Origin of the sequence: Streptomyces sp. BE20 (assembly GCF_036322525.1) — a bacterium.
GTDB lineage: Bacteria > Actinomycetota > Actinomycetes > Streptomycetales > Streptomycetaceae > Kitasatospora.
In genome coordinates this window covers 69340-92820 of record NZ_JAQYWW010001061.1, presented here as the reverse complement: position 1 = coordinate 92820, position 23481 = coordinate 69340, and the positions used below count along the sequence as shown (strand labels likewise).

The 23481-nt window shown below is 73.3% G+C and carries 24 protein-coding genes; 12 read left to right on the top strand and 12 right to left on the bottom strand.

Translation table 11 applies throughout. The annotated features are described in order from the left end of the window. Nucleotides 1-87: 87 nt before the first annotated feature. The 3 genes from PUR61_RS30720 (at nucleotide 88) to PUR61_RS30710 (ending at nucleotide 4270) form a co-directional block, all read left to right on the top strand. The gene (locus tag PUR61_RS30720; RefSeq protein WP_329882765.1) at nucleotides 88-879 is read left to right on the top strand and encodes a TIGR03089 family protein; all 792 of its coding nucleotides are present in this window, start codon (nucleotides 88-90) and stop codon (nucleotides 877-879) included. 36 nt (nucleotides 880-915) lie between these two features. Beyond that, the gene (locus PUR61_RS30715) at nucleotides 916-2361 is read left to right on the top strand and encodes an LCP family protein (protein ID WP_329882764.1); all 1446 of its coding nucleotides are present in this window, start codon (nucleotides 916-918) and stop codon (nucleotides 2359-2361) included. 214 nt (nucleotides 2362-2575) lie between these two features. Further along, a complete protein-coding gene (locus PUR61_RS30710) occupies nucleotides 2576-4270 on the top strand; it encodes an LCP family protein (protein ID WP_329882763.1) in 1695 nt (564 codons plus the stop codon). Between the two features lie 128 nt (nucleotides 4271-4398). Here PUR61_RS30710 and PUR61_RS30705 read toward each other — a convergent pair whose 3' ends face one another. Then, nucleotides 4399-5088, bottom strand: a complete 690-nt coding sequence (locus PUR61_RS30705; protein WP_329882762.1) for an acyltransferase — start codon at nucleotides 5086-5088, stop codon at nucleotides 4399-4401. A gap of 110 nt (nucleotides 5089-5198) precedes the next feature. Continuing rightward, nucleotides 5199-6239: a glycosyltransferase family 2 protein gene (locus tag PUR61_RS30700; RefSeq protein WP_329882761.1), complete on the bottom strand. Its 1041-nt coding sequence runs from the start codon at nucleotides 6237-6239 to the stop codon at nucleotides 5199-5201. A 175-nt stretch (nucleotides 6240-6414) separates the two neighbouring features. Between PUR61_RS30700 and PUR61_RS30695 the strand changes: the two genes are divergently transcribed. Then, complete coding sequence (locus tag PUR61_RS30695; protein WP_329882760.1) at nucleotides 6415-8097, top strand: LCP family protein; 1683 nt, start codon at nucleotides 6415-6417, stop codon at nucleotides 8095-8097. 203 nt (nucleotides 8098-8300) lie between these two features. On the opposite strand, the gene PUR61_RS30690 is transcribed toward PUR61_RS30695, so the two are convergent. From PUR61_RS30690 to PUR61_RS45555, 4 genes are all read right to left on the bottom strand, one after another. Beyond that, nucleotides 8301-10874: an ABC transporter permease gene (locus tag PUR61_RS30690; RefSeq protein WP_329882759.1), complete on the bottom strand. Its 2574-nt coding sequence runs from the start codon at nucleotides 10872-10874 to the stop codon at nucleotides 8301-8303. A gap of 19 nt (nucleotides 10875-10893) precedes the next feature. Then, nucleotides 10894-11682 carry an ABC transporter ATP-binding protein gene (locus tag PUR61_RS30685; protein ID WP_380361762.1) on the bottom strand — a complete coding sequence of 263 codons (789 nt, stop codon included), beginning with the start codon at nucleotides 11680-11682 and terminating at the stop codon, nucleotides 10894-10896. A 379-nt stretch (nucleotides 11683-12061) separates the two neighbouring features. Further along, nucleotides 12062-12616, bottom strand: coding sequence for an NADPH-dependent FMN reductase (gene ssuE, locus PUR61_RS30680; RefSeq protein ID WP_329882758.1), 555 nt, complete (start codon nucleotides 12614-12616; stop codon nucleotides 12062-12064). A gap of 185 nt (nucleotides 12617-12801) precedes the next feature. Next, nucleotides 12802-12879: a putative leader peptide gene (locus PUR61_RS45555; protein ID WP_376098469.1), complete on the bottom strand. Its 78-nt coding sequence runs from the start codon at nucleotides 12877-12879 to the stop codon at nucleotides 12802-12804. Between the two features lie 375 nt (nucleotides 12880-13254). Between PUR61_RS45555 and PUR61_RS30675 the strand changes: the two genes are divergently transcribed. Then, complete coding sequence (locus PUR61_RS30675) at nucleotides 13255-14643, top strand: LCP family protein (protein ID WP_329882757.1); 1389 nt, start codon at nucleotides 13255-13257, stop codon at nucleotides 14641-14643. Nucleotides 14644-14691: 48 nt separating this feature from the next. Then, a complete protein-coding gene (locus PUR61_RS30670) occupies nucleotides 14692-15186 on the top strand; it encodes a hypothetical protein (protein ID WP_329882756.1) in 495 nt (164 codons plus the stop codon). A 55-nt stretch (nucleotides 15187-15241) separates the two neighbouring features. Here PUR61_RS30670 and PUR61_RS30665 read toward each other — a convergent pair whose 3' ends face one another. After that, complete coding sequence (locus PUR61_RS30665; RefSeq protein ID WP_329882755.1) at nucleotides 15242-15862, bottom strand: hypothetical protein; 621 nt, start codon at nucleotides 15860-15862, stop codon at nucleotides 15242-15244. Between the two features lie 188 nt (nucleotides 15863-16050). Here PUR61_RS30665 and PUR61_RS30660 point away from each other — a divergent pair, with 188 nt between their 5' ends. Further along, on the top strand, nucleotides 16051-16584 hold the full coding sequence (locus PUR61_RS30660) for an NUDIX hydrolase (protein ID WP_329882754.1): 534 nt from the start codon (nucleotides 16051-16053) through the stop codon (nucleotides 16582-16584). 84 nt (nucleotides 16585-16668) lie between these two features. Beyond that, nucleotides 16669-17193: a peptidylprolyl isomerase gene (locus tag PUR61_RS30655; RefSeq protein WP_329882753.1), complete on the top strand. Its 525-nt coding sequence runs from the start codon at nucleotides 16669-16671 to the stop codon at nucleotides 17191-17193. 133 nt (nucleotides 17194-17326) lie between these two features. On the opposite strand, the gene PUR61_RS30650 is transcribed toward PUR61_RS30655, so the two are convergent. Then, on the bottom strand, nucleotides 17327-17905 hold the full coding sequence (locus tag PUR61_RS30650) for a TetR/AcrR family transcriptional regulator (RefSeq protein WP_329882752.1): 579 nt from the start codon (nucleotides 17903-17905) through the stop codon (nucleotides 17327-17329). Nucleotides 17906-18003: 98 nt separating this feature from the next. Between PUR61_RS30650 and PUR61_RS30645 the strand changes: the two genes are divergently transcribed. Beyond that, complete coding sequence (locus PUR61_RS30645; protein ID WP_329882751.1) at nucleotides 18004-18444, top strand: DoxX family protein; 441 nt, start codon at nucleotides 18004-18006, stop codon at nucleotides 18442-18444. A gap of 91 nt (nucleotides 18445-18535) precedes the next feature. Here the strand turns inward: PUR61_RS30645 and PUR61_RS30640 are convergent, their stop codons facing one another. Both PUR61_RS30640 and PUR61_RS30635 read right to left on the bottom strand, forming a co-directional pair. Further along, a complete protein-coding gene (locus PUR61_RS30640) occupies nucleotides 18536-19030 on the bottom strand; it encodes a peptidylprolyl isomerase (RefSeq protein ID WP_329882750.1) in 495 nt (164 codons plus the stop codon). Nucleotides 19031-19137: 107 nt separating this feature from the next. Further along, the gene (locus PUR61_RS30635; RefSeq protein WP_329882749.1) at nucleotides 19138-19776 is read right to left on the bottom strand and encodes a class I SAM-dependent DNA methyltransferase; all 639 of its coding nucleotides are present in this window, start codon (nucleotides 19774-19776) and stop codon (nucleotides 19138-19140) included. A 63-nt stretch (nucleotides 19777-19839) separates the two neighbouring features. Between PUR61_RS30635 and PUR61_RS30630 the strand changes: the two genes are divergently transcribed. From PUR61_RS30630 to PUR61_RS30620, 3 genes are all read left to right on the top strand, one after another. Then, nucleotides 19840-20451: an NAD(P)H-dependent oxidoreductase gene (locus PUR61_RS30630; RefSeq protein ID WP_329882748.1), complete on the top strand. Its 612-nt coding sequence runs from the start codon at nucleotides 19840-19842 to the stop codon at nucleotides 20449-20451. Between the two features lie 246 nt (nucleotides 20452-20697). Continuing rightward, nucleotides 20698-21297, top strand: a complete 600-nt coding sequence (locus PUR61_RS30625) for a hypothetical protein (RefSeq protein ID WP_329882747.1) — start codon at nucleotides 20698-20700, stop codon at nucleotides 21295-21297. Nucleotides 21298-21347: 50 nt separating this feature from the next. After that, on the top strand, nucleotides 21348-21566 hold the full coding sequence (locus PUR61_RS30620; RefSeq protein ID WP_329882746.1) for a DUF397 domain-containing protein: 219 nt from the start codon (nucleotides 21348-21350) through the stop codon (nucleotides 21564-21566). A 47-nt stretch (nucleotides 21567-21613) separates the two neighbouring features. On the opposite strand, the gene PUR61_RS30615 is transcribed toward PUR61_RS30620, so the two are convergent. Together PUR61_RS30615 and PUR61_RS30610 are read right to left on the bottom strand one after the other, a co-directional pair. After that, complete coding sequence (locus PUR61_RS30615) at nucleotides 21614-22093, bottom strand: GNAT family N-acetyltransferase (RefSeq protein ID WP_329882745.1); 480 nt, start codon at nucleotides 22091-22093, stop codon at nucleotides 21614-21616. Between the two features lie 44 nt (nucleotides 22094-22137). Further along, nucleotides 22138-23427, bottom strand: a complete 1290-nt coding sequence (locus tag PUR61_RS30610; RefSeq protein WP_329882744.1) for a beta-ketoacyl-[acyl-carrier-protein] synthase family protein — start codon at nucleotides 23425-23427, stop codon at nucleotides 22138-22140. Nucleotides 23428-23481: the final 54 nt, after the last annotated feature.

Below are 23481 nucleotides of genomic sequence, written 5' to 3'. Positions count from 1 at the left end.
TCAAACCGCCCCGAGCGCCACGCCGCTCCGCACCTGCTCCACCACCCTCCCGGTCGTCCACCCGAAGGCCGTAGGCTGGGGCGCACCATGACTGCGCCTTTCGCTGCCGATGCCCAAACCCCCGTCGAGCTGCTGCACGCATTCCTGCGAGGTGGCACTCCCTCGGTCGACCCTGCGGCCCCGCTGGTCACCTTCTACGACGACGCCACCGGCGAACGGGTGGAGCTGTCCGCCCGGACCTTCGACAACTGGGTGGCCAAGACCGCCAACCTGCTCCAGGACGAGCTGAACGCCGGCCCGGGCGACCGTGCCGCCCTCCTGCTACCGGCCCACTGGCAGAGCGCCGTATGGCTGCTGGCCTGCTGGTCCGTCGGAGTGGTGGCGCTGCCCGCCGGAGACCCGTCGACCACCGACCTGGTGGTCAGCGGACCTGACGGCCTGGAGGCCGCCCACGCGTGCGAGGGCGAACGGGTGGCACTCGCCCTGCGCCCGCTCGGCGGCCGGTTCCCGCAACGCCCGGACGGTTTCCTCGACTACGCCGCCGAGGTGCCGGGCCAGGGCGACCGGTTCGCCCCCTACTCCCCCGTCGCCCCGGACGCACCGGCGCTGGAGACCTTCGTCGACGGTCTGCCGCTGAAGCTGTCCGGGGACCAGACCGTCCGGCTCGCCCGCGAGGGCGCGGCCCGGCTCGGCCTGCAGCCGGGCGACCGGGTGCTCTCCACCCTCTCGTACGACGGCTGGACGGGCCTGGAGGCCGGCCTGCTGGCTCCGCTGGCGGCCGGCGCCTCGGTGGTGCTCTGCCGCAACTCGGACGGCCTGAGCGCCGAACAGTGGGAGAAGCGGGTGGAATCCGAACGGGTGACACTGCGCCTCGGGTAACCGCCGGTCCGGGCCCGGCGGGTAGGGATCCCTGCCATGGCCGAGGACGACACCGAGCACCCCCCGACCGAGAACCCCGACGATCCGGGCCCGGGCACTCCGGGCCCGGACGCTCCTGACACTCCGACCGCGCCCCGGCGACGGCGCCGACGGTGGTTGATGATCACCGCCGGCGCCCTCGCCTTCGTCCTGGTCGCCTGCGGCACCCTGCTCTGGATCGCCTACCGCAAGCTCGACGGCAACATCCGGACCGACTCCACCACCGACCAGCTGCTGGCCCGGCTGGAGGCCGAGCGCCCCAGCCGGACCGCCGGGGCCCGGGGCGCCGAGAACATCCTGCTGATCGGCAGCGACGACCGGACCGGTGCCAACGCCACCTACGGCACGGCCGGCGGCCAGCGCTCGGACACCACGATCCTGCTGCACCTGGCGGCGGACCGGCACCACGCGACCGCCGTCTCCATCCCGCGCGACGTCATGGTGACCGTCCCGGCCTGCCAGAAGCCGGACGGCACCCGCAGCCGCCAGAGCCTGATGCAGTTCAACGCGGCCTTCGAGACCGGCGGCCCGGCCTGCTCGATCCGGACCGTCGAACAGCTCAGCGGCATCCGCATCGACCACTACGTGATCCTCGACTTCGCCGGGTTCAAGCGCATGGTGGACGCCGTCGACGGGGTCGAGGTGTGCGTCCCGCAGGCGATCCACGACAAGGACGCCAAACTGGACCTGCTCGCCGGGCGCCAGACCCTGCGCGGCGAGCAGGCCCTCGGCTACGTCCGGGCCAGGGAGACCCTCGGCGACGGCAGCGACACCCAGCGGATGGGGCGTCAACAGCAGTTCCTGGCGGCGCTGATCCGCAAGGCCCAGTCGCAGGACGTGCTGCTCAACCCCACCAAGCTGTGGCCGGTCCTGGACGCGGCCACCTCCTCCGTCCAGGCCGACGGCGGGCTCTCCTCGCTCGGCGCGCTGTACGACCTCACCCAGGATCTGCGCGGCATCCCGTCGTCGGACGTGGTGTTCCTGACCGCCCCGCGCCGGCCGTACCGGTTCGACTCGGACCGGGACGAGTTCGTGCAGCCGCAGACCACGCAGCTGTTCACGGCCCTGCGGGACGACCGGCCGGTGACCGTCCGGCCACCGGGGTCGACCCCTTCGGCGGGGGCCTCACCGGGGGCCGGGACCGGCCCGTCGGCGGCGGCCCTCGCGTCGGTGACGGCCCTTCCGTCGGCAACGGCCCTTCCGTCCCCGGGGGCCGGCGCGTCGGCGGGCGCCCCGGCCGCTGCGGCGGCGGACTCCGCGGCGGAGGCGGCGGCCGGTGCGGCCGGTGCGGCAGTCGGTGCGGCGGCCGGGGCGGAGGCGGACGCTGCGGCGGCCGGGCCGGGCGGCGGCGCGGAGCGGGCATCCGGGGCGTCGCCGACCGCGACGGCTCCCCCGTCCTTCGAAGGGCGGACCGCCGACGTGGACGCCTGCACCGTGCATTGACCTCGGGTCAGGTCACACTTTCGTGTACGGATCATGATCTTCGCAGGTTCTCCCCGGCAATTCCCAGGACTCGATTTACCTGCGGAATTGCGGTGCGCGGACATGGCGGAGATCACACCAGGAACAATTCCCCCACCCGGCTCGTCTAGGGTGTCCGAGTCGGTCGCGCAATTCGCGAACCGCCGGTGGACCGGTCGGAGGGAGGGGAAAGCCCGTGCAGCAGGACAGCCACGACGTCGACCCCGCCGACCAGTGGGTGCTCGACCCGGACACCGGCCAGTACCGGCTCGACCCGGCCGCAGGCATCCCCGCCCAGCGCCGTCGTGCCCGGCCCGGACCGACCGCGGCGGACGGGGCGGGCGGGACGCCCGCGACCGTCCCGCACCAGGCCCGCACCGGCGGGCGCGCCACCCACCGCCGGGCCGGCGCCAGGAAGCGCAACCGTCGCCGGCGGCTGCTGAAGTGGACCGGCGGGATAGGCGCGCTGGTCCTGGTGGCGGGCTGTGGCGGCGCCTACTACGCGTACCAGCACTTCAACAACAACATCACCGCCGTCAAGGTGCAGCTGGGCGACGAGGCGGAGCGGCCCAAGGCCACCAGTGACGCGCTCAACGTCCTGGTCATCGGCACCGACAGCCGGGAGGGCCTGGGCCGCGAGTACGGCGACGAGGGCAGCGCCGGGCACGCCGACACCACGATGCTGTTCCACGTGGCCAAGGACCGCAGCAATGCGACCGCGATCAGCATTCCGCGCGATCTGATGGTGGAAGTCCCGGAGTGCCGGACCGCGGACGGAAAGACGATCCCCGGCTCTGCGCGCACGATGTTCAACAACAGCCTCGGCCAGGAAGGCCGCGACCCGGGCTGCACCTGGAAGACCGTCGAGAAACTGACCGGGATCCGCGTCGACCACTTCGTGATGGTCAACTTCGACGCCGTGAAGACGCTCTCCACCGCCGTCGGCGGCGTCGAGGTGTGCGCGGCCAAGGACATCAACGACCCGGACTCGCACCTGAGGATGAGCAAGGGCCGGCACGTCGTCCAGGGCGACGAGGCACTCGCCTTCGTCCGCACCCGGCACGCCGTCGGGCTGGGCGGCGACCTCACCCGGATCCCGCTCCAGCAGCAGTTCATCAGCTCGATGATCCGCTCGGTGAAGAGCAGCGACACCCTGACCAACCCGGCCAAGCTGTGGAAGCTCGCGGACGCCGCCACCAAGGCGCTCACCGTCGACTCGGGGATCGGCAGCGTCGACAAGCTGAAGGACCTCGCACTGGACGTCAGCAAGGTCGACACCGAGCACATCACCTTCGCCACGGTGCCGGTGGTGGACGACCCGGCGGACGAGAACCGGCTGGTGGCCAAGCAGCCGGACGCCGGGCAGCTGTTCTCGATGATCGGGAACGACCGGTCGCTGACCGGGGCGGCCGCACCCGCGACTCCGGAGACCGCACCCGCGGCCGGGGCACCGTCCGCCGCCCCGTCGTCCGCTGCCGCGGCGGCTCCCTCGACGGCCGCGGCAGCAGCGGACGCGAAGAACGTCCGGGTGACGGTGCGCAACGGCACCGGGACGCCGGGACAGGCACAGCAGGCCGTGGACCGGCTCCGGACGCAGGGCTTCGCCAAGGCCGCGACAGGTGCCAACGCCACCACCGTGCCGACCACCACGGTCTCCCACCCGGCCGGGAAGGCCGACGAGGCGGCCGCGCTGGCCACCGCGCTGGGCCTGCCGGCCGACGCGGTCGAGGCGGACCCGAAGGCGGGGGCGAAGGACGGGCTGGTGGTGGTGCTCGGCAAGGACCTGCCGACGGCCCAGGCCCAGGTCGGGACCCCGAGCGCGGTGCCGACCGAGGCGCCCAAGGACCTCCAGCGGGTCCAGGCGGACGACACCGACGTCTGCGCGAAGTAGCACTCCTGCGGCCGCGTGGACCAGGACCTGCGCCTGGGCCCGCGTCCTGGCCCTCGCCCGGGTCCGTGCCTGGACCGTCGGGTTGCTCGGCGCTCCCGGAGTGCGGAGCGCCGGGGATGCTGCGGGTGTTACGGCTGATGTGGCGGCGGCGCTTCCGGGGCCGGGTCCGGGTCCGGGTCCGGCTCCGGCTCCGGCTCCGGCTCGCCGGGCGTGAGCACGCCGTCCGTCTCCCGGTACTCCTCACCGGTGCGCGGGCAGCGCCACCGGCCCTCGCCGGCCGGCTCCAGCGGCTCGCCGGCCCGGCCGACCCACTTGATCCGACGGGCCGGGACACCGGCCACCAGCGCGAAGTCCGGGACGTCCCGGTGCACCACCGCACCGGCGGCGACCAGCGCCCAGCGGCCGACCGTCACCCCGGCGACGAGGACGGCACGACCGCCGATCGAGCAGCCCCGGCGGAGCGTCACCCCACGGGCGTCCCAGTCGTCGCCGCGCTTGAGCCGGCCGTCGACGTCCACCGAGCGCGGGTAGAGGTCGTTGGTGAGCACCGCGGCCGGGCCGACGAAGACGCCGTCCTCGACCACCGCCGGCTCGTACACCAGCGCGTGGTTCTGCAGTTTGACCCGGTCGCCGATCCGTACGCCGGGGCCGACGTAGGCACCCCGGCCGATGATGCAGTCGGCGCCGATCACCGCGTCCTCACGCACCTGGGCCAGGTGCCAGACGGTGGTGCCGGGGCCGAGCACGGCCCGGTCGTCGACGTCGGCGCTGGCCTCGACCCGGGCAACGGCGGCGGACCCGCCCTCGACTGTCCCCATGGCGCCCGACGATAGCGCCGGGCGGGGGGACGGGAGGGCGGGTCCGCGGGATTGGCCGGATCACCGCGCGGGGCAGTGGGGCGGTGGGGCGGTGGGGGCCGGCGGCGCGGTCAGCGGCGCTCGGCGACGACGTTGCCGGGAGACGGGGCGCTGCTGCCGATCACCTTGCGGGCCAGCGAGCGCGGCGAGGTGAGGAAGCCGAAGCCCCAACTGAGGTGCATGGTGGCGAAGGCCACCGGAAGCATCGCCTTGGCCTTGGCGGAGAGGCCGCGCCCCTCGACCAGCGCGCCGCCGGTGATGCCCAGCAGGTAGGCGCCGGGCGCCGCCAGGAAGGCCGGGTGGACGGCCGCGCCGAGGACCAGCCCGAGCACCACGCCGAGGAAGGCGGCCGGCGGGGCGAGGTAGCGGAGGTTGACCGAGCCCTTGTGGTACCGGGTGACCACCCGGCGCCAGCGGCCGTAGTCCTTGTACTGCTTGGCCAGCGCCCGGACGTCGGGACGCGGCCGGTAGGTGACGCGCAGCTGCGGGGTGAACCAGATCAGGCCGCCGTCCTGCCGGATGCGATAGTTCAGCTCCCAGTCCTGGGCGCGCACGAACTCCTCGTTGTAGCCGCCGAGCCGCTCCAGCACCTCGCGCCGGAACACCCCGAGGTAGACGGTGTCCGCCGGACCGGCCAGGCCGCCGGTGTGGAAGGCGGCGTTGCCGACGCCGATCTTGGAGGTCATCGCGGCGGCGACCGCGTTCTCCCACTCGGTCTCGCCCTCGGCGTGCATGACGCCGCCGACGTTGGCGGCCTCCATCTCGCCGAGCAGCCGGACCGCCGTGGTGATGTAGCCCGGGGTCAGCAGGCCGTGGCCGTCGACGCGGACCACTATCGGGTGGCTGGAGCCGCGAATGGCGGCGTTCAGCCCGGCGGGCGTACGACCGGTGGGGTTCTCCACGGTGCGTACCCGCGGGTCCTCGGCGGTCAGTTCGGCGGCGATCTCCGCGGTGCGGTCGGAGGACGGACCGAGGGCGATCACCACCTCCATCGGGCCGGCGTAGTCCTGTTCCAGGATGTGCCGGACGGCCGTGCGCAGGTGTCGTTCCTCGTTGAGCACCGGCATGATCACGGAGACCGCCGGCAGCTCCTCAGCAGCCTTGGTGTTCATCGGGGCCAACCGTACCGGTGCGGGCGGGCCGCCGTCCTGTCCCGGTCCGGGCTGCTCCGCAGGCCCCGGGGTCCGGGGCGCCGGAGGAACGTTTCACCGATCGAGGCCCACCGTACTCCCAGGCCACGGCGCGCCCTCACCCGGCCCGGGGGAGGGCGCCCCTACCATCCGAGAGATGCCCGTCTCCCCCCTCTACGCCCGGTCCGGGGCCCAGCCCCGACGGCACCGTCCATGGCCCCGCCGGCTGGCCACGGGCATCGCCCTCAGCGTCCTCGCCACTTCCGGCGGCGGCTGGGCGCTCCTGCACGGCCTCGGCTCGATCGACCGGGTGGACGCCTTCAGCAACGACCAGGCCCGGCCGGCCGACGACGGCTCCACCACCTTCCTGGTGGTCGGCACCGACGAGCGTGACGGCATCCCGGAGCGGACGCTCAAGGACGTGCTGCACGCCGGCGGCGAGTCCTGCCACTGCACGGACACGATGATGATCGTCCAGCTCTCCGGGGACGGTTCGCGGGCCACTGTGATCAGCATCCCCCGCGACTCCTACGTCGACATCCCCGCCCACCGGGACCGGGTCACCCGCAAGGAGGTCCCGGCCGGCAAGGGAAGGATCAACGCCGCGTACGGGCTGGGCGGGCCGCAGCTGACCGTCGCCACCGTCGAACAGAACACCGGGCTGCGGATCGACCACTACCTACAGGTGAACTTCGCCGGGTTCGTCTCCGCCGTGGACGCCGTCGGCGGGGTGCGGGTCTGCACCGCCAAGCCGCTCAAGGACGAGTACTCCGGCCTCGACCTGCCCGCCGGCACCAGCACCCTGGACGGCGCCGGGGCACTCAAGTACGTCCGGGCCCGGCACCTGGACGGCAGCTCCGACCTGGGCCGGATGCACCGGCAGCAGAAGCTCGTCGCCCAACTGCTGCACCAGCTGACGAGCGGCGGCACCCTGCTCAGCCCGGTCCGGCTGGCCCGGGTGACCGACAGCGTCCTCGGCTCGGTCAAGGCCGACAAGGGCCTCACGGCGGACGACCTGATCACCCTGGCGACCCGGATGAAGGACCTCACCGCCGGGCGGGCCGACTTCGCGACCGTGCCGCTGTCCGCGGTGGACCACCAGGTCCCCGGGTGGGGCTCGACGGTGCTCTGGGACCGGGCCGGGGCGCGGGCGCTGTTCGACGCGGTACGGGCCGGACGGCCGCCGACGGAGGCGACGGCCTCCGCCGCGCCGTCCGGCGCTTCCGGGCCGGCCGCGGTGACGCCGCCGGCGACGCCCACGGCGGTGCCGGCCGTCGTCCCCGAGCAGGTGCACGTCCAGGTGTTCAACGCGGCGGGGGTCGCCGGGCTGGGGGCCCGGGCCGACGCCGATCTGCGGCGGGCCGGTTTCGCCACCACCGGTGCGCCGTCCAACGCCCCGGTCGGGACGGCGGGCGGACGGAGCGTGATCCGGTACGACCCGCGCTGGGCCGAGTCGGCCCGGACGCTGTCCGGCGCGCTGCCGGAGGCCGAGCTGACGCCCGTCCCGGGGCTGGGGCCGACGCTGCAGGTGTACGTGGGAGGGGACTACCCGGCGGCCGCAAGCCCGCCGCCCGCAAACCCCTTGCTCGGGAGCCCGCCGCCCGCAAGCCCCTCGCTCGGGAGCCCGCCGCCCGCAAGCCCCTCGCTCGGGAGCCCGCCGCCCGCAAGCCCCTCGCTCGGCGCGAAGGCGGTGAGTCCCTCGGTCGTGAGTCCCTCGGCGGCGGTGCCGGCACCGCCGCCGCCTGCGCCGACTGCCCAGGCGCCCGGCGCGGGAACCGGCGCGGCGGCGGCCGACACGGCCGCGGGGGCCGGGCGGGCGAGCGACATCATCTGCCCCTGAGTCGGGCCCGAACCGCCACTCCCCCGCCCCCCGGAGGTGCGCGGGAGGCAGGGAAGCAGGGCAGCCGCGGACGGACGGGAAGGGGCAGGGTGCGCGTCGGCACCCTGCCCCTTCCTGCCGGGCGTCCCCCCGGCCCCCCGACCGGGGGGACGCCCTCGGGAGTCCGTCCGGGGTCGGACCGGTCCGACCCCGAACGGACCGGGTCAGTCCGTCGCGATGGCCGAGAGGACGTTCATCCGACCGGCCCGGAAGGCCGGGACGAGGGCGGCCAGCAGGCCGATGACCACCGAGGCGGCCAGCGTGGCGACGATCGTCCCGACCGGGACGGCGAGCGCCTCCAGCCCCTGCGACTTGAGCACCTGCTGGCCGGTGATCCCCCAGGCCAGGCCGAGGCCGGTGCCGAGCACCGCGCCGAACAGCGCGATCACCACGGATTCGAGGCGGATCATCCGGCGGAGCTGGCGGCGGGAGAGCCCGATCGCCCGGAGCAGGCCGATCTCGCGGGTCCGCTCGACCACCGAGAGCGCCAGGGTGTTGACGACGCCGAGCACCGCGACCACGATCGCCAGGCCGAGCAGGCCGTAGATCATGTAGAGCAGGGTGTTGACCTGCTCCTGGACGAGCTCCTTGTAGCCGGCCTGGTCGCGGACGGAGGCCTGCGGGTACTCCTTGAGTGACTCCTCCAGTGCGGCGAGCGTCTTGGTGACGTCCGCCCCGGAGACGGCCTTGCCGAAGAGCACCGCGTCGACCGGCAGGTCGGCGGCCGGGACCGCCTTCGTCACGGCGGCGAGGTCGGCGAAGGTGGAGCCGTCGAAGAGCGAGTTGCCCTTGGTCATGACGACCCCGACCGGCAGCGACTGGGTGCGCCCCTTGCCGTAGTCGATCCTGACGGTGTCGCCGACCTTGAGGCCGTGCTCCTTGGCGTAGTCCTCACCGACGGCCAGCGAGCCCTGCTTGAGCGACTCGGCGGTGCCCGCCTTGACCGGCAGGCGGAAGTCGTCGGCGAAGGTGGCGGAGACGGCGGAGATGCCGTCCTCCGTGGTCTTGCCGTCCGGCGTGGTGAAGACCGCCGGGAGGAACTTCTGCTCGGTGACGTGGTCCACGCCCGAGGTCTTCCGCACCGCGTCGACCATGCCCGGGGTGATGCCGGTCTGCCCGGCCGAGATGATGTAGTCGGCGCCCACCGAGCGGTCGATCTGCTGGTTGGTGGACTCGATCACCGACGAGGTGAAGACCGAGGCACCGATCACCAGCGCCAGTCCGATCATCAGCGCGGCGGCCGTGGCGCCGGTCCGCCGCGGGTTGCGCATCGCGTTGCGCTGGGCGAGCCTGCCGGACGGACCGAACAGCGAGGGCAGGAACGCCCCCAGCACCCGGACCACGGTGGTGGCCAGCAGCGGGCCGAGGACCACGAAGCCGACCAGGGTGAGGAACACTCCCAGGCCCAGGTACTGGCCGCCGGTGGCGGCCTTCTCGGCCTTCGCGGCCAGGACCAGCAGGCCCCCGCCGCCCGCCGTCAGCACCAGGCCGAGGACCGCCCGGACGGTGTTGGACCGGGCCTCGGCCGGGGTCCCGTGGTCGCGCAGGGCGGCGATCGGCGCGATCCGGCTGGCCCGGCGGGCCGGGATCCAGGCCGCGAGCACGGTGATCACGATGCCCACCGCGTACCCGGCGAGCGGGACGTTCAGCCCGATCTTCAGGTCCGAGGCGCTGAGGTGCATGCCGGCGGCGTTCATCAGCTGGATCAGCCCGACCGCGAGGCCGAGCCCGGCACCGATGCCGAGCGTCGAACCCACCGCGCCGAGGAGCAGCGCCTCCACCAGCACCGAGCGGTTGACCTGGCGGCGGCTGCCACCGACGGCACGGAGCAGGCCGATCTCCCGGGTGCGCTGGGCGACCAGCATCGAGAAGGTGTTGATGATCAGGAAGCCGCCGACCAGCAGCGAGACACCGGCGAACCCGAGCATGGCGTACTTCATGAAGTCGAGGAAGGACCCGACGTCCTTGGCCCCCTCCTCCTTCTGCTCGGCGGCCGTCTTCGCCTGGTAGCCGCCGCCGAGCTTGGCGAGGGCGTCGGCCTTGAGCTGGTCGTCGGAGCGGCTGCCGTCGCCGAACAGTTCGACGGAGGTGTAGGCGGCCTGCCCGAGCAGGAGGCCCTGCGCCGTCGGGGTGTCGAGGAAGGCCAGTGCCGCGCCCGGGTTGGTGGTCCTGAAGGTGGCGATACCGGCGATGGTGAGGTCGTGCTTGCCGTCCGCGGTGAGCACGCGCAGCTTCCCGCCGAGGGCGAGACCGGCCTTCTTCGCCGTGTCTGCGTCGAGCACGACCTGGTCGGCGCCCTGCGGCGCGTGGCCGGAGGTGATCTCGACCGGGTTGCGCGGGGTGTCCGCCCAGTTGCCGGTCATCGTCGGGGCGCCGTTGGTCGGGCCGACCTTCTTGTTGGTGGCCGGGTCGACCAGGACGGCGTTGGTGACGAAGATCTGACCGATCGCGGACTTCACACCGGGGACGGCGGAGACCTTCTGGACAGTGTCGACGGGTATCGTGCGCGCCTTGCCCCGGGCATCGTCGTCGTCGCCCTCGCCGAACTCGGTCTTGGCGGGCTGGACGGAGAGGTCGGAGGCGGTCGAGGCGAAGAGCTTGTCGAAGGTGCTGGTCGCGGTGTTGGAGAACACCAGCGTCCCGGAGACGAACGCGACCGACAGCACGACCGCGACCAGGGAGAGCAGCATCCGGCCCTTGTGGGCGAAGAAGCTTCTGAGTGACGTCTTGAGCAGCATGGTCCGGTGTCCCCCGCGCTCAGCTGGTGCGCTTGCCGTCGAAGCGACGCATGCGCTCCAGGACGGAATCGGCGGTCGGAGCGTACATCTCGTCGACGATCACGCCGTCGGCGAGGAAGAGCACGCGGTCCGCGTAGCCGGCGGCGACCGGGTCGTGGGTGACCATGACGATGGTCTGGCCCAGCTCGTCGACCGAGCGGCGCAGGAAGGAGAGCACCTCGGCGCCGGAGCGGGAGTCGAGGTTCCCGGTGGGCTCGTCCCCGAAGATGATCTCCGGGCGGGCGGCCAGCGCCCGGGCCACCGCGACGCGCTGCTGCTGGCCGCCGGAGAGCTGGGTCGGACGGTGCTTGAGGCGGTCCGCCAGGCCGACGGTCTCCACCACCCGGTCGAGCCAGGCGGCGTCCGGCTTGCGGCCGGCGATGTCCATCGGGAGCGTGATGTTCTCCAGCGCGTTCAGCGTCGGGAGCAGGTTGAACGCCTGGAAGATGAAACCGATCTTGTCCCGGCGCAGCTTGGTGAGCTGCTTGTCCTTCAGGCCGGTGATCTCGGTGTCGCCGATCCAGATCCGCCCCTCGGTGACCGTGTCCAGCCCGGCCAGGCAGTGCATCAGGGTCGACTTGCCGGAGCCCGAGGGCCCCATGATCGCGGTGAACCGGCCGCGCTGGATGTCGACGTCGACCGCGTCCAGCGCGGTGACCCTGGTCTCGCCCGAACCGTAGGCCTTGGTCACCTGACGCGCCGAGGCGGCGGCGGCAGGGGCACCGCCGGGAAGCTGGGGGTCGTACACGGCTGCTGCTGCCGTCGTCACGTGCGTCTCCTAAGAAGTGGGCCCACCCGTTGCCCCCAGCCTCGTCCTCACCACCTGCCCTGCGACATCGCGCAGGGGATAGTTCTTGACCGGGAGTTAGCCCCACCCTCCCGGTGTACCGGAAGCCCGGACCCGACAGAAGCGGGCCCGTTTCGGACGGGTGGGGACAGGAACCACGTTAGGAGTCGGGGCCCACCGTCCTCGTCATCCGACGGGAGGAAGAGGCCCAACCGTAGTTGTACGGGGCGCGGCACCCCTCCCCCTAGGGGTAGCCGCGCCCCACCTCAGGGTGGGCCCGTACGGGAACGCTTCTGACGCTCGGTCAGTCCGTTTCGGTTCGCATCCGCACCGGCCGCGGGGAGCGGCCCGGGACGCCCGGTCAGGATGCCAGGACCGGCGTGGCGAGCCGCTCCAGCGCGGTGGCGAACCCGTCCACCACCGGGCGGAGCAGCACGTCCGTCTCACGCTCGATCACGGTGGCGCCGTCCTCCCGGACGGTGATGTGGCGGTCGAGCACGAACCAGCCCTGGGTGATGTGACCCGCCCCCATCGAGCTGAGCACCGGACGCAGCGCGTAGTCCACCGCCAGCACGTGCGCGGTGGAGCCGCCGGTGGCGAGCGGCAGGACGGCCTTGTCCCGGAGCGCGAACTGCGGCAGCACGTCGAGCAGCGTCTTGAGCAGGCCCGAGTAGGCGGCCTTGTAGACCGGGGTGCCGATCACCACGCCGTCCGCCTCGGCGAACAGCTCCAGGGCGGCCACTATCTCCGGATGCGAGAAGTCGGCGGTGAGCAGCGCGTGCGCCGGGAGGCTGCGCACCTCGAAGGGGACGACGCGGTGGCCGCGCGACTCCAGCTGTGCGTCCACGTGGCGCAGCAGGCGGGTGGTGCGGGAGGTGGCGGACGGGGAGCCGGAGACGGACAGGACGGTGGCCATGGGTTCACCTCGGGGAGGAAGCGGGCGGAACTGCGGGCGGCACGGCACCTCGGCGGCGTCGGACCCGCCGGCCCGGCGGCGTGCCGGACGGACGGCGGGCCGGGCGGGGCAGCGGTCAGCGCGCTGCGCGGGCAGCGTCGAGAAGGGGGAGAAGAGGAGGGAGTGGCGGGTTCGACGGTCGAGCGTCAGCCACAACAGAGCGAACAGGACACACGCAGAAGGTCGACGTGACGCCGACGCGTGAGGGTCCATCGCTGATCCATGGCATTCATGCAAACACGCAGCGTTCCGGACGGTCAAGGATCGTCCCGGCAGCCGAACACCAGGTGAGACGGATGGTGAGACGGCAGGTGCGGCGGGTGGCGGCCCGGAGGCCCCGCGGGCGGTGCGGCGGACGCCCCGCGAGCGGCTCGGCGGGTCCCGCGGAGGACGGCGCGGCGGGGCCGGACGGTGCATGGCGGGCGAACGACCGGTGCGCGGCGCGGCGGTGGCGTGCGGTGGCGGGCCGGGCACCCCGCGTACGCCCGTCCGGGACCTTGCCGCGGAACGATCCGGCGCGTGCATCAAAACTGCTACAAGGGTCCTGGTGAGGGCCCCGGGGGGAGTCACCGCACCCGGCGTCGGGCATCCTCTCCCACATGAACACGTGGCAGGAGGGCCGCCCCGGTGGCGGCGGGAACTCGTACGGCAGCGGCAACGGTGGCGGTGGCGGCGCGTACGGGCAGAGCGGTGGCGGCGCCCAGGCCGAGCCGCCGCTGCCCTCCTCGATGAACCCGCGGGGTCCGGGCGCCCCGGCGCCCCGGCAGCCGCAGTCCCCGCCCCAGCAGTACGGGCAGCCGGCGGGCGGCGGGCGGCCGGGCGGCGGTCAGCCGCAGCCGCCCGGGTACGGGCCGGCCCAGGGCTACGGCCGGCCGCAGCAGTACGGGCAGCCCGACGGGCGACCGGGGGTACCCCCGCAGGGGACGCCCGGCGGCCCCGGCGCACCCGGGGGGCCGATAACCCCCGGCGGCTCCCAGCCGCCCGCGGCCGCCCGTCCGTCGCGTTGGCCGCGGCGCCGGATCGTCAAGTGGTCGGTCTTCGGCGTCCTGATCGCGCTGATGGTCACGACCGTCTCCACCTGGTTCTGGGCGGACTCCAAGCTCAATCACGAGAACGTGCTCGCCGACTACCCCGGCCGCCCCGCCGCGGGCAAGGGCACCAACTGGCTGATCGTCGGTTCCGACAGCCGCAACGGCCTCTCCGACTCCCAGGAGGAGGACCTTCACACCGGTCACGCGGGCGGCAAGCGCAGTGACTCGATGATGGTCCTGCACGTCGGGGAGAACGGGAACACCCTGATGAGCATCCCGCGCGACTCGTGGGTGCCGATCCCGGACCACCCGGGCGACAACGGCAAGACCGTCAAGTCCGCTCCCGCGAAGATCAATTCGGCCTTCGCGCTGGGCGGCGGGAAGCTGCTGGCGCAGACCGTCGAGATGAACACCGGCATCCGCATCGACCACTACGCCGAGATCGGTTTCGCCGGCTTCGTGGGCATCGTCGACTCGGTCGGCGGCGTGGACATGTGCATCGAGCAGGACGTCAAGGACAAGGACTCCGGTCTCGATCTCAAGGCCGGCTGCCAGACCCTCAGCGGCACCCAGTCGCTGGCCTTCGTCCGCCAGCGCCACCAGATGGCCGACCAGGACCTCGGCCGGATGCGCAACCAGCAGCAGTTCCTCGGCGCCCTGGCCAAGCAGGCGGCCTCCCCCGCCACGGTGCTCAACCCGTTCACCTTCTACCCGCTGGTCTCCTCCGGCCTCGGCACCCTGATCGTCGACGAGGACGCCGGACTGACCGACCTCGGCTCGCTGTTCCTCGCCATGAAGGACGTCAACGGCGGCAGCGGCAAGAGCATCACCGTGCCGATCGCCAACCCGGACTTCAGGACCAGCACCGGGGAGTCGGCGGTCAAGTGGGACACCGCCAAGGCGAAGCAGGTCTTCGAGGCCTTCAAGAACGACACGGCCGTGCCCGAGGTCAAGTGACCGCGGGTCCTGCGTGACGCCGTGTAACACGCCCGACACAATGGGTGGATGTCTCTCGTCACCGCGCTGATCTACCGCCGCCGTCACCGCCTCCTGGGCCGCCTGGTCCAGGAGGCGCTCGCCGTCTACGGGATGGAGGTGCCGGCCGCCGCCGAGATCGGGCCCGGCCTGGTCGTCTTCCACCGCGGCTTCGGCACCGTCCTGCACCCGTACACCACGCTCGGCTCGGGCGTGACGCTGTACAACGGCGTGACCGTCGGCCGGGCCGACCCGTGGGTGCCGCAGGAGCTGAGCCCGATGCGCCGCGTGGTGGTCGAGGACGGCGCGGTGCTCTGCGCGGGCGCCAAGGTGGTCTGCAAGGAGGGCGTGCTGACCGTGGGGGCGGGCACCGTCGTCGGCGCCAACGCGGTGCTCACCCGTTCCACCGGCCCGGGCGAGGTCTGGGCCGGCGCCCCCGCCCGCAAGGTGGGGACACGGGCGGGATGGGACGGTGAGCGACCGCGCGTGGCGCCGCAGGCGGTGGCGGCGGTGACGGGACCCTAGGCGCCGGTGCCCGGTGACCCGGCGGCGCGGTCCGGACCGGACCGGACCGGACCGATCAGGGGACGACGATCTGCCGGAGGTGGCCCGTGGCGCACTCCGCGTACCGCTGGACCGGCTCGCCCTCCCCGTCGCACCCCTCCGTCTCGCCGGCGAACCCGTAGTGGATCTCCGACCCACCGGCGCCGCCGGTCCACCAGGCATCCGCCAGGTGCACCACGAGGGTGGCCGGGTGGTGCGGCTCGGGGCGCTCCAGGACGAGCTCGCGGAGGGTCTCGCCGGGCCGGAAGGCGATCACCGTCTCGCTGGTCCGGACCCGCGCCCGGCCGTCCCCCCGGTCACAGGCCCAGTAGGCGGCCACCTTGACGTCCAACCGGCCCTCGACGCTGCCCTCGCCCGGGCGGACGTACTCCTCCTCGGGCACCCAGCGGGCGTGGTTGCGGATGTCGTCCGGCCCGAACCACTCCGCCCAGGTGACCCAGTAGCCGGCGACCCGTTTGAGCGTCATGCCCTCGCGCACGATCCGCACCGGGATGCGGGTCAGGTTCGCCGGCTCGTCGACGAGCAGCACGCGGCCCTGGCGGTCGACACGGGTGCCACTGTGCGCCTCGAAGGACAGGACGGTCACCTGCTCGAACGTCACCTCGGCGTCGTCCCTGCGTCGACTCGACTGACTCATGGGTGGAACCACCTTGCCGGAGAGCTGAGTTGGTCGGCAGCGGGCACCCCGGAACCGGTGATCCACCCGCGCCAGGGCAGCCTACGGTGCACGGACGGTCGCGATCCGTGATTCCGGCGAACCCGCCCGAACCGGTCGGTGCGCGGCTATTCTGCGCGTGCACACCACGTGGAGGAGGTCGGTCCCGAATGGGCGACGCACACTGGCGGGAGCTCCGCCGGGAGCCGATCCACAGCGCGTACGGACGCGGCACGGACCGGGTGACCTTCGCCCTCCCGGACGGCCGCGAGGGCGTCTACCACCTCGCGAACGAGTACTCGGCCGCCACCGTCGTCGCCCTGACCCCGGACCGGCGGATCCTCCTGACCAGGCAGTTCAGGCCCGGCCCGCAGGCCCTGCTGTACGAGCTGCCGGGCGGTGTGGTGGAACCCGGCGAGGCGCCGGAGCACGCCGCGGCCCGCGAACTCGCCGAGGAGACCGGCTACCGGGGCACCGTCGAACTCGCGGCCGCCGCCTGGCACGACGCCTACTCCAACGCCCGCCGCTACGCCTTCGTCGCCACCGACTGCACCCCCGCGTCCCGACCGGCGCCCGACCGGGACGAGTTCATCGAGGTCGTACCGATGCCGCTGGCGGAGTTCAGGGCCACCGTGCTGCGGCGCGGGCTGCTCACGGACGTCGGGCCGGCCTACCTGGGCCTGGACCACCTCGGATTGCTGTAGGCCGATCCCGCGGAGCTCGCCGGAGGGCCACCGGGCCGTGGCAGGATCGGGCGGACGTTTCCCCACCACTCCCGGAGGCATCCCGTGGCCGAGCAGCTGTACGCCGTCCTCAAGACCAACCACGGTGACATCACCGTCAAGCTCTTCCAGTTCCACACCCCGAAGACCGTGCGCAACTTCGTCGAACTCGCCGAGGGCGCCCGGGAGTGGACCGATCCGGCGACCGGGGAGCCGAGCACCGCCCGGCTCTACGACGGCACCACGTTCCACCGGGTCGTCCCCGGCTTCATGATCCAGGGCGGCGATCCGCTCGGCACCGGCGCCGGCGGTCCCGGCTACTCGTTCCCGGACGAGTTCCACCCCGAGCTCTTCTTCACCAAGCCCTACCTGCTGGCGATGGCCAACTCGGGCCCCAACTCCAACGGCTCGCAGTTCTTCATCACCGTCCGCGCGACCCCGCATCTGAACCGCAAGCACACCATCTTCGGCGAGGTCGCCGACGAGGCCGGCCGGAAGGTCGTCGACTCCGTCGCCGCCACCCCCACCGGCCCGGGCGACCTCCCGCTCGACGCCGTGGTCGTCGAGTCGGTCGTGATCGAGCGCCGCTGACGTCGCACCGTCGCCGCGCCGCTCCGACGACGCACTCTGCTTCGCAATCGACTTCGCGCTCGACGGCTCGCGGGCGGCCCGCCGAAGGCTCCGGAGCGGGGGCCGCCCCGTCCGGCCTCCCGCTTCCCGCTCCCTACGCCGGGCGGGCGAACACCAGCTCCAGCACCGCCCGCGCCAACTCCTCGACGTCCGCCTCGCCCCGGCTCTCCGGCAGGGCACCGTTCAGCCAGAGGGCGGCGAAGCCGTGCGCCAGCGACCAGGCCGCGATCGTCGACAGCCGGTCCGCGCCCCCCGACGGCGACAGCTTTCGGCCACTCGCCGCCAGCACCGCGCCCGCCCGCTCTCTCGCCGCGGCCATCTCCGGGTCGTCCGCCCGGTACAGCTCCGGCCGGAACATCACCTCGAAGTACGCCCGGTGGTCGACCGCGAACCGCACGTACGCCACCCCCGACCCGAACGGGTCCCCCGCCGCGCGCTCCAGGCCCTCCGCGAACAGCTCGAACCCCTCCGCCGCCACCGCGGTCAGCACGCCCGCCTTGTCGCCGAAGTGGTGCGCCGGCGCGGCGTGCGACACCCCCGCCCGCCGCGCCAGCTCGCGCAGGCTCCACCCCGACGGCCCGGACTCGGCGATGGCGGCCAGCGCGGCGTCCAGTACCGCCCGCCGCAGGTTCCCGTGGTGGTAGCCCGGTCGCTCCTGGTCGGTCGCCGCCATGTCCGTTCCTCTCCTGGGTGATCCCCCCACCTTATCTAGTCATTGACAAGTTTACCTCCGGGGGGCAATCTTTCCAGTGACAAGATTGGAGTCCGACCATGGCCCCCCTGATCGCGCTCGTCGGCGGCTTCGCCGTCCTCCGCCTGCTCGGCCTGATCGCCGTCGACGGCCTCGACGCCTGGCAGCCCGCCGTCCGCGGCGCCCTGGCGCTGATGTTCGTCACCACCGGCGTGCCGCACTTCGTCCCGTCCTGGCGCCGCCAGTTCGTCGCGATGGTCCCGCCGGCGCTCCCCGCCCCCGCGCTGCTCGTCACCGTCACCGGCGTGCTGGAGCTGGCCGGCGCCGCCGGACTCCTGGTGCCCCCGCTCGCGCCCTTCGCCGCCGCCGGACTCGCCCTGCTGATGCTCGCGATGTTCCCGGCCAACGTCCACGCGGCCCGCCACCGCCTGACCCTCGCGGGGAGGCCGGTCACCCCGCTGCCCGCCCGCACCGCGCTCCAGGTGCTCTTCGTCGCCGCGGCCGTCGCCGCAGCCGTCTGACGGGCCGGGCGGGGCCGGCCGGGCCGGAAAAAGCGCGGACGCGGCCCGCATGGTGCGGGCCGCGTCCGATTGCGGTGAAAGGGACCGGCCCCTACTCCACGATGCCGGAAGCGGCGATGGTGACCTTGGCCGACGGGCGGCCGCTGGCCGAACCGAGCGCCTCGATCGTCTTCACCAGGTCCAGGCCCTCGACGACCTCGCCGAAGACGACGTGCTTGTCGTCCAGCCAGTTGGTCACGATGGTGGTGATGAAGAACTGCGAGCCGTTGGTGTTCTTGCCCGCGTTGGCCATCGAGAGCTGGCCCGGCTTGGTGTGCTTGAGCTTGAAGTTCTCGTCCGCGAACTTCTCGCCGTAGATGCTCTTGCCACCGGTGCCGTCACCACGGGTGAAGTCGCCACCCTGGAGCATGAAGGCCGGGATGATGCGGTGGAAGGACGAGCCCTCGTAACCGAAGCCGTGCTGGCCGGTGGCCAGCTCGCGGAAGTTCTGGGCGGTCTTCGGGACGATGTCGTCGAAGAGCGTGAAGACGATGCGGCCGGCCGGCTTGTCGTCGATGGTGATGTCGAAGTAAACGTTGGAACCCATGCAGGGATCATGGCATGTCGCGCGCCCGGGCGCGCGGCACCCCCCGGAGCCCGGGCACGCCGCGCAGAGGAGGGCGACGCGCCTCGGGCCGGTCCACGGGCCGTGCCTCAGCCCGGCCTGTGCGCGAGCAGGAACGCCTGCGGGGTCTTGTCCTCGCCCACCGGCTCGCGGACCAGGCGGGCGGCGACCGTCAGGCCCGCCCCGGCGGCCAGTGCCGTGACGTGGTCGGGCTGCCGGCGGCGGAAGTCCAGGACCACCGGGTGGCCGAACGGCCGGTCGACACGCAACGGCCGGTCGCCGACCTGGAAGGCCAGCAGGAGGTGGCCGCCGGGCGCGAGGACGCGGTGGAACTCGGCGAAGACCCGGGGCAGGTGCTCCTCCGGGGTGTGGATGATCGAGTACCAGGCCACCGCTCCGGCCAGCTCGCCGTCGGCGTAGGGGAGTTCCAGCAAGGAGCCGACCTCGAACCGGAGCCCGGGATAGGTGGCCCGGGCCAGCTCGACCATGCGCGGGGAGAGGTCGAGGCCCGAGACGTCCAGGCCCAGCCGGGCCAGGTGATCGGTCACCCGGCCCGGTCCGCAGCCGAGTTCGACCGCCCGACCGTCGCCCACCAGCTCGGCGAAGGCCGCCAGCATCGCCCGGTCCAGCGGCTCGGCCGCCAGCTCGTCGCGGTAGCGGTCGGCGTAGTCGACGGCCACCGCGTCGTAGAACGCCCGGGCCGCGGTCAGAAACTCCGGTTCGGTCATGGTCCCCGACCCTATCGGGGCTAGCATCGCCGCCAGAAACAACCGGCGCGGGGGAAAAGGGACATGATGCGGATCGGGGTCTATCTGGCGCACCCTCGGACGGGCAGCTTCAACCACGCGCTGTTCGGGGCCGTCGTCGACGAGCTGCGGGAACGGCGCGGCTGCGAGGTCGTCGCGCACGACCTGTACGCGGAGGGGTTCTCCCCGCTGCTGACCCCCGAGGAGACGGAGACCGTGGCCGAGCACGGGCCGCAGCGGCCGGGGGCCGGTGATCCTCTACTCGCCCTCCACCGGGCCGAGGTGGCCGCCCTGGACGCGCTGGTCCTGATCCACCCGAACTGGTGGGGCATGCCGCCCGCCGTGCTCACCGGCTGGGTGCAACGGGTGCTCGTCCCGGGAGTGGCCTACAAGCTGGGCACGGCGGACGGCGAGCCGGTCGGGCTGCTGCGGGCCGGACGGGCACTGGTGCTGAACACCTCGGACACCCCGGAGGACCGCGAACGCGAAGAGTTCGGGGATCCGCTGCAACGGATCTGGGCGGCCTGCGTCCTGCCGTACGTGGGCGTCACCGACGTGCGCCGGCGGGTGTTCCGCACCGTGACGGACTCGTCCGACGACGTCCGCGCGCAGTGGCTCCGCCAGGCGCGGCAGGAGGCCGCGGCGCTGATCGGCTGAGGCCGGCCGGAGGAACCGTGCGTCGCGCGTAGACGGCGGACCGGGGAGTGACCGTCCGGACCGGGACGTCCGGGTACCGGTGTGCGCGGGCGTGCTAGAACCGGCATCGGGTGTGAACGCTCACCCTGCACCGCACCCCGGCACCACCGCGCAACCCGCGCCCGTCCGTGGCGCGTCGTGCCACCCGTGCCACCTGCGTCACCCGTGCGATTCCGTGCAACCCCGGCCACCCACCAAGGGAGACCCATGTTCACCGCACACGCCCCCCGCCGCGCCCCCGTGCGCCTGCTGCTCGCCGCCTTCGCCGCCCTGGCGCTGCTGCTCTCCGGCGCCGCCGCCGCGACCACCGCCTCGGCCACCACGACCGGGCTGGACGGCGCCTGGGCCTGCTCCGTCCCGTCCGGGTACACCTACGACCAGGTGTCCATGAACCGGACCTGCAGCTCCGGCAGCTGGAACGCGCCGCAGTTCCACCTGCGCACCCCCGTCGACGGCCTGACCGCCTGTACCAGCGCGCCCGGCTTCGTCTACGACGCCATCACCTGGGGCAGCGCCTGCAGCCAGCAGCCCGGCGTGACCTCCAACGCGTACCGCCTGCGGACGCCGTACGACGGCCTCACCGCCTGCATGGGCACCCCCGCCTTCACCTACGACCTGATCACCTACACGAGCGGGTGCAGCCTCAACCAGGGAACCCAGGCCACGACCTTCCGGCTGCGCAAGCCGGTCAACGGCCTCTGGGCGTGCCAGGTCCCGAACGGCTTCACCTACAGCGCCACCACCCAGAACTGGGACTGCAGCCACATCCAGGGCGTACCGTCCACCAAGTTCCTGCTGATCGGCTGAATACGGCCGTGGGGGCGGGCCGCCCGGCGGACGCCCGGTAGCCTGCCCCCATGGAGAACGACACGACGCCGGACGCCGAGCCGCTGCACTGGCAGAAGGGGACACTCGACCCCGACGCGCCCGTGCCCTGCCTGGAGATCGCCGCCGACGGGGACCTGATCCGGCTCCGCGAGTCGGACGCCCCCGCGCTCGTCGTCACCACCAGCAAGGCGAAGCTGCGCGCCTTCATCCTGGGCGTGAAGGCGGGCGAGTTCGACCACCTGGTCTGAGGGCCGGCACCCGGTCCGGGGGCCGGGGCGGTCGGGCCCGCCCGCCGTCAGGCGAGGTCCAGCTCCGCGACGGCCTGGTCCCCGCTGAACTCGCCGGTCGGCCGGAAGCCGAGCTTCGCGTAGAACCCGCCGGGCCCGTCGTCGTCCGGTACGTAGGTGACGGTGACCCTGCTGCCGCCGCGCCGCCGGATCTCCTCGCCGACCTGCGCGACCGCGAACCGGCCGTAGCCCCGGCCCTGGGTGTCCGCGGCGATGTTGAGCCGCCACAGACCGGAGCGCGGGAGCTCGCCGGGCCGGTCCGGGTGGAAGGTGACGTCGAAGAAGGCCATCACGAACCCGACCAGCCGGTCGCCGTCGAGGATCAGCCGGGGCCAGGCGATCTCCCCGTGCGCGTAGGCCTCGGCCAGCGACTTGGCCACCGGCGAGACGAAGCGCTCCTGGTCGGGGCGGACCTTCAGTTCCAGTGCCGCGTCGATGTTCTGCGGGGTGATCGGTTCCAGGCGCAGCGACGGTGATGACGTAGACATGGCGGCCACCCTAGTGAGCGGTTCCCCGGGCCGTCGCCCGGATTTCACGGCGCCGGCGTGAACACCAGCGACGCGTTGTGCCCGCCGAACCCGAAGGAGTTGGTGAGCGCGGCGGTGAGCCGCCCCCGGCGCGGGGCACCGGCGACCACGTCCAGCTCGACCGCCGGGTCCGGCACCTCCAGGTTGCGGGTGGCCGGCACCACCCCGTCACGCAGGGCCAGTACGGCGGCGAGCGCCCCCACCGCCCCGGCCGCGCCGAAGAGGTGACCGGTCATCGACTTGGTGGCGGTCACCACAGGGTGCCTCCCGATCGCCTCCAGGACGGACGCCGCCTCGACCAGGTCGCCCAGCGGGGTGGAGGTGGCGTGGGCGTGCACGTGGGCGACGTCCCGGGGCGAGAGCCCGGCCTCGGCCACCGCCCGGCGCATCGCCCGGACCTGCCCCTCGGCGGCGGCCCCGGTGATGTGGTGGGCGTCCGAAGTGACCGCCGCGCCGGCGAGGGCGGCATGGGCGCGGGCCCTGCGGGCGGCGGCGAAACCGGCCCGCTCCAGGACGACGACCGCCGCGCCCTCGCCGATCACGAAGCCGTCGCGGCCGACGTCGAACGGCCGGGAGGCCCGCCCGGGCTCGTCGTTGCGGGTCGAGTGGGCCCGGGCCTGGGCGAACCCGGCCAGCGGCAGCGGACAGATGCACGCCTCGGCGCCGCCGGCCACCACCACGTCGGCCCGGCCGAGCCGGATCAGGTCCAGACCGAGCGCGATCGCCTCCGCGCCGGACGCGCAGGCGCTCACCGGGGTGTGCGCGCCGGCCCGCGCGCCCAGTTCGATCGACACCCAGGCCGCCGGACCGTTGGCCATCAGCATCGGCACGGTGTGCGGCGAGACCTTCCGTACGCCGGAGGCTTCCAGGACGTCGTCCTGGCCGAGCATGGTGAGGGCCCCGCCGGTGCCGGTGCCGATCACCACGGCCAGCCGCTCGCCGTCCACCTCGGGCGCCCCCGCGTCGGCCCACGCCTCACGGGCGGCGATCAGTGCGACCTGCTGGCAGCGGTCCAGCCTCCGGGCCTGCACCCGGTCCAGCACCCCGGACGGCTCGACGGCGAGCTGCCCGGCGATCCGGACGGGCAGACCGGACGCCCACTCCGCCTCGATCGGGCGGATCCCCGAGTCGCCGGCCAGCATCGCGGCCCAGGTCGAGGCGACGTCGCCGCCGAGCGGGGTCGTGGCGCCGAGGCCGGTGACGAGCACCGGTTCGGCGACGAGGCCGGGGGCACGGCCGGTGCGGTCGGCGTGGCTAGTGCGGTCGGCGTGGTCGCGGTGGTTGTCGGTACCCATCCAGGACACTCCGTGGTTGTGGTGAATGTTGTGAGGTCGACACAACCCGCCACA

Coding starts and splice junctions, on each gene's coding strand:
- PUR61_RS30625 (WP_329882747.1), top strand. CDS start 20,698: ATGTTCACCGCACACGCCCCCCGCCGCGCCCCCGTGCGCCTGCTGCTC.
- PUR61_RS30635 (WP_329882749.1), bottom strand. CDS start 19,776: ATGACCGAACCGGAGTTTCTGACCGCGGCCCGGGCGTTCTACGACGCG.
- PUR61_RS30720 (WP_329882765.1), top strand. CDS start 88: ATGACTGCGCCTTTCGCTGCCGATGCCCAAACCCCCGTCGAGCTGCTG.
- PUR61_RS30705 (WP_329882762.1), bottom strand. CDS start 5,088: ATGGGGACAGTCGAGGGCGGGTCCGCCGCCGTTGCCCGGGTCGAGGCC.
- PUR61_RS30630 (WP_329882748.1), top strand. CDS start 19,840: ATGATGCGGATCGGGGTCTATCTGGCGCACCCTCGGACGGGCAGCTTC.
- PUR61_RS30660 (WP_329882754.1), top strand. CDS start 16,051: ATGGGCGACGCACACTGGCGGGAGCTCCGCCGGGAGCCGATCCACAGC.
- PUR61_RS30715 (WP_329882764.1), top strand. CDS start 916: ATGGCCGAGGACGACACCGAGCACCCCCCGACCGAGAACCCCGACGAT.
- PUR61_RS30690 (WP_329882759.1), bottom strand. CDS start 10,874: ATGCTGCTCAAGACGTCACTCAGAAGCTTCTTCGCCCACAAGGGCCGG.
- PUR61_RS30640 (WP_329882750.1), bottom strand. CDS start 19,030: ATGGGTTCCAACGTTTACTTCGACATCACCATCGACGACAAGCCGGCC.
- PUR61_RS30665 (WP_329882755.1), bottom strand. CDS start 15,862: ATGAGTCAGTCGAGTCGACGCAGGGACGACGCCGAGGTGACGTTCGAG.
- PUR61_RS30670 (WP_329882756.1), top strand. CDS start 14,692: ATGTCTCTCGTCACCGCGCTGATCTACCGCCGCCGTCACCGCCTCCTG.
- PUR61_RS30615 (WP_329882745.1), bottom strand. CDS start 22,093: ATGTCTACGTCATCACCGTCGCTGCGCCTGGAACCGATCACCCCGCAG.
- PUR61_RS30675 (WP_329882757.1), top strand. CDS start 13,255: ATGAACACGTGGCAGGAGGGCCGCCCCGGTGGCGGCGGGAACTCGTAC.
- ssuE (WP_329882758.1), bottom strand. CDS start 12,616: ATGGCCACCGTCCTGTCCGTCTCCGGCTCCCCGTCCGCCACCTCCCGC.
- PUR61_RS30645 (WP_329882751.1), top strand. CDS start 18,004: ATGGCCCCCCTGATCGCGCTCGTCGGCGGCTTCGCCGTCCTCCGCCTG.
- PUR61_RS30695 (WP_329882760.1), top strand. CDS start 6,415: ATGCCCGTCTCCCCCCTCTACGCCCGGTCCGGGGCCCAGCCCCGACGG.
- PUR61_RS45555 (WP_376098469.1), bottom strand. CDS start 12,879: ATGGATCAGCGATGGACCCTCACGCGTCGGCGTCACGTCGACCTTCTG.
- PUR61_RS30650 (WP_329882752.1), bottom strand. CDS start 17,905: ATGGCGGCGACCGACCAGGAGCGACCGGGCTACCACCACGGGAACCTG.
- PUR61_RS30610 (WP_329882744.1), bottom strand. CDS start 23,427: ATGGGTACCGACAACCACCGCGACCACGCCGACCGCACTAGCCACGCC.
- PUR61_RS30620 (WP_329882746.1), top strand. CDS start 21,348: ATGGAGAACGACACGACGCCGGACGCCGAGCCGCTGCACTGGCAGAAG.
- PUR61_RS30700 (WP_329882761.1), bottom strand. CDS start 6,239: ATGAACACCAAGGCTGCTGAGGAGCTGCCGGCGGTCTCCGTGATCATG.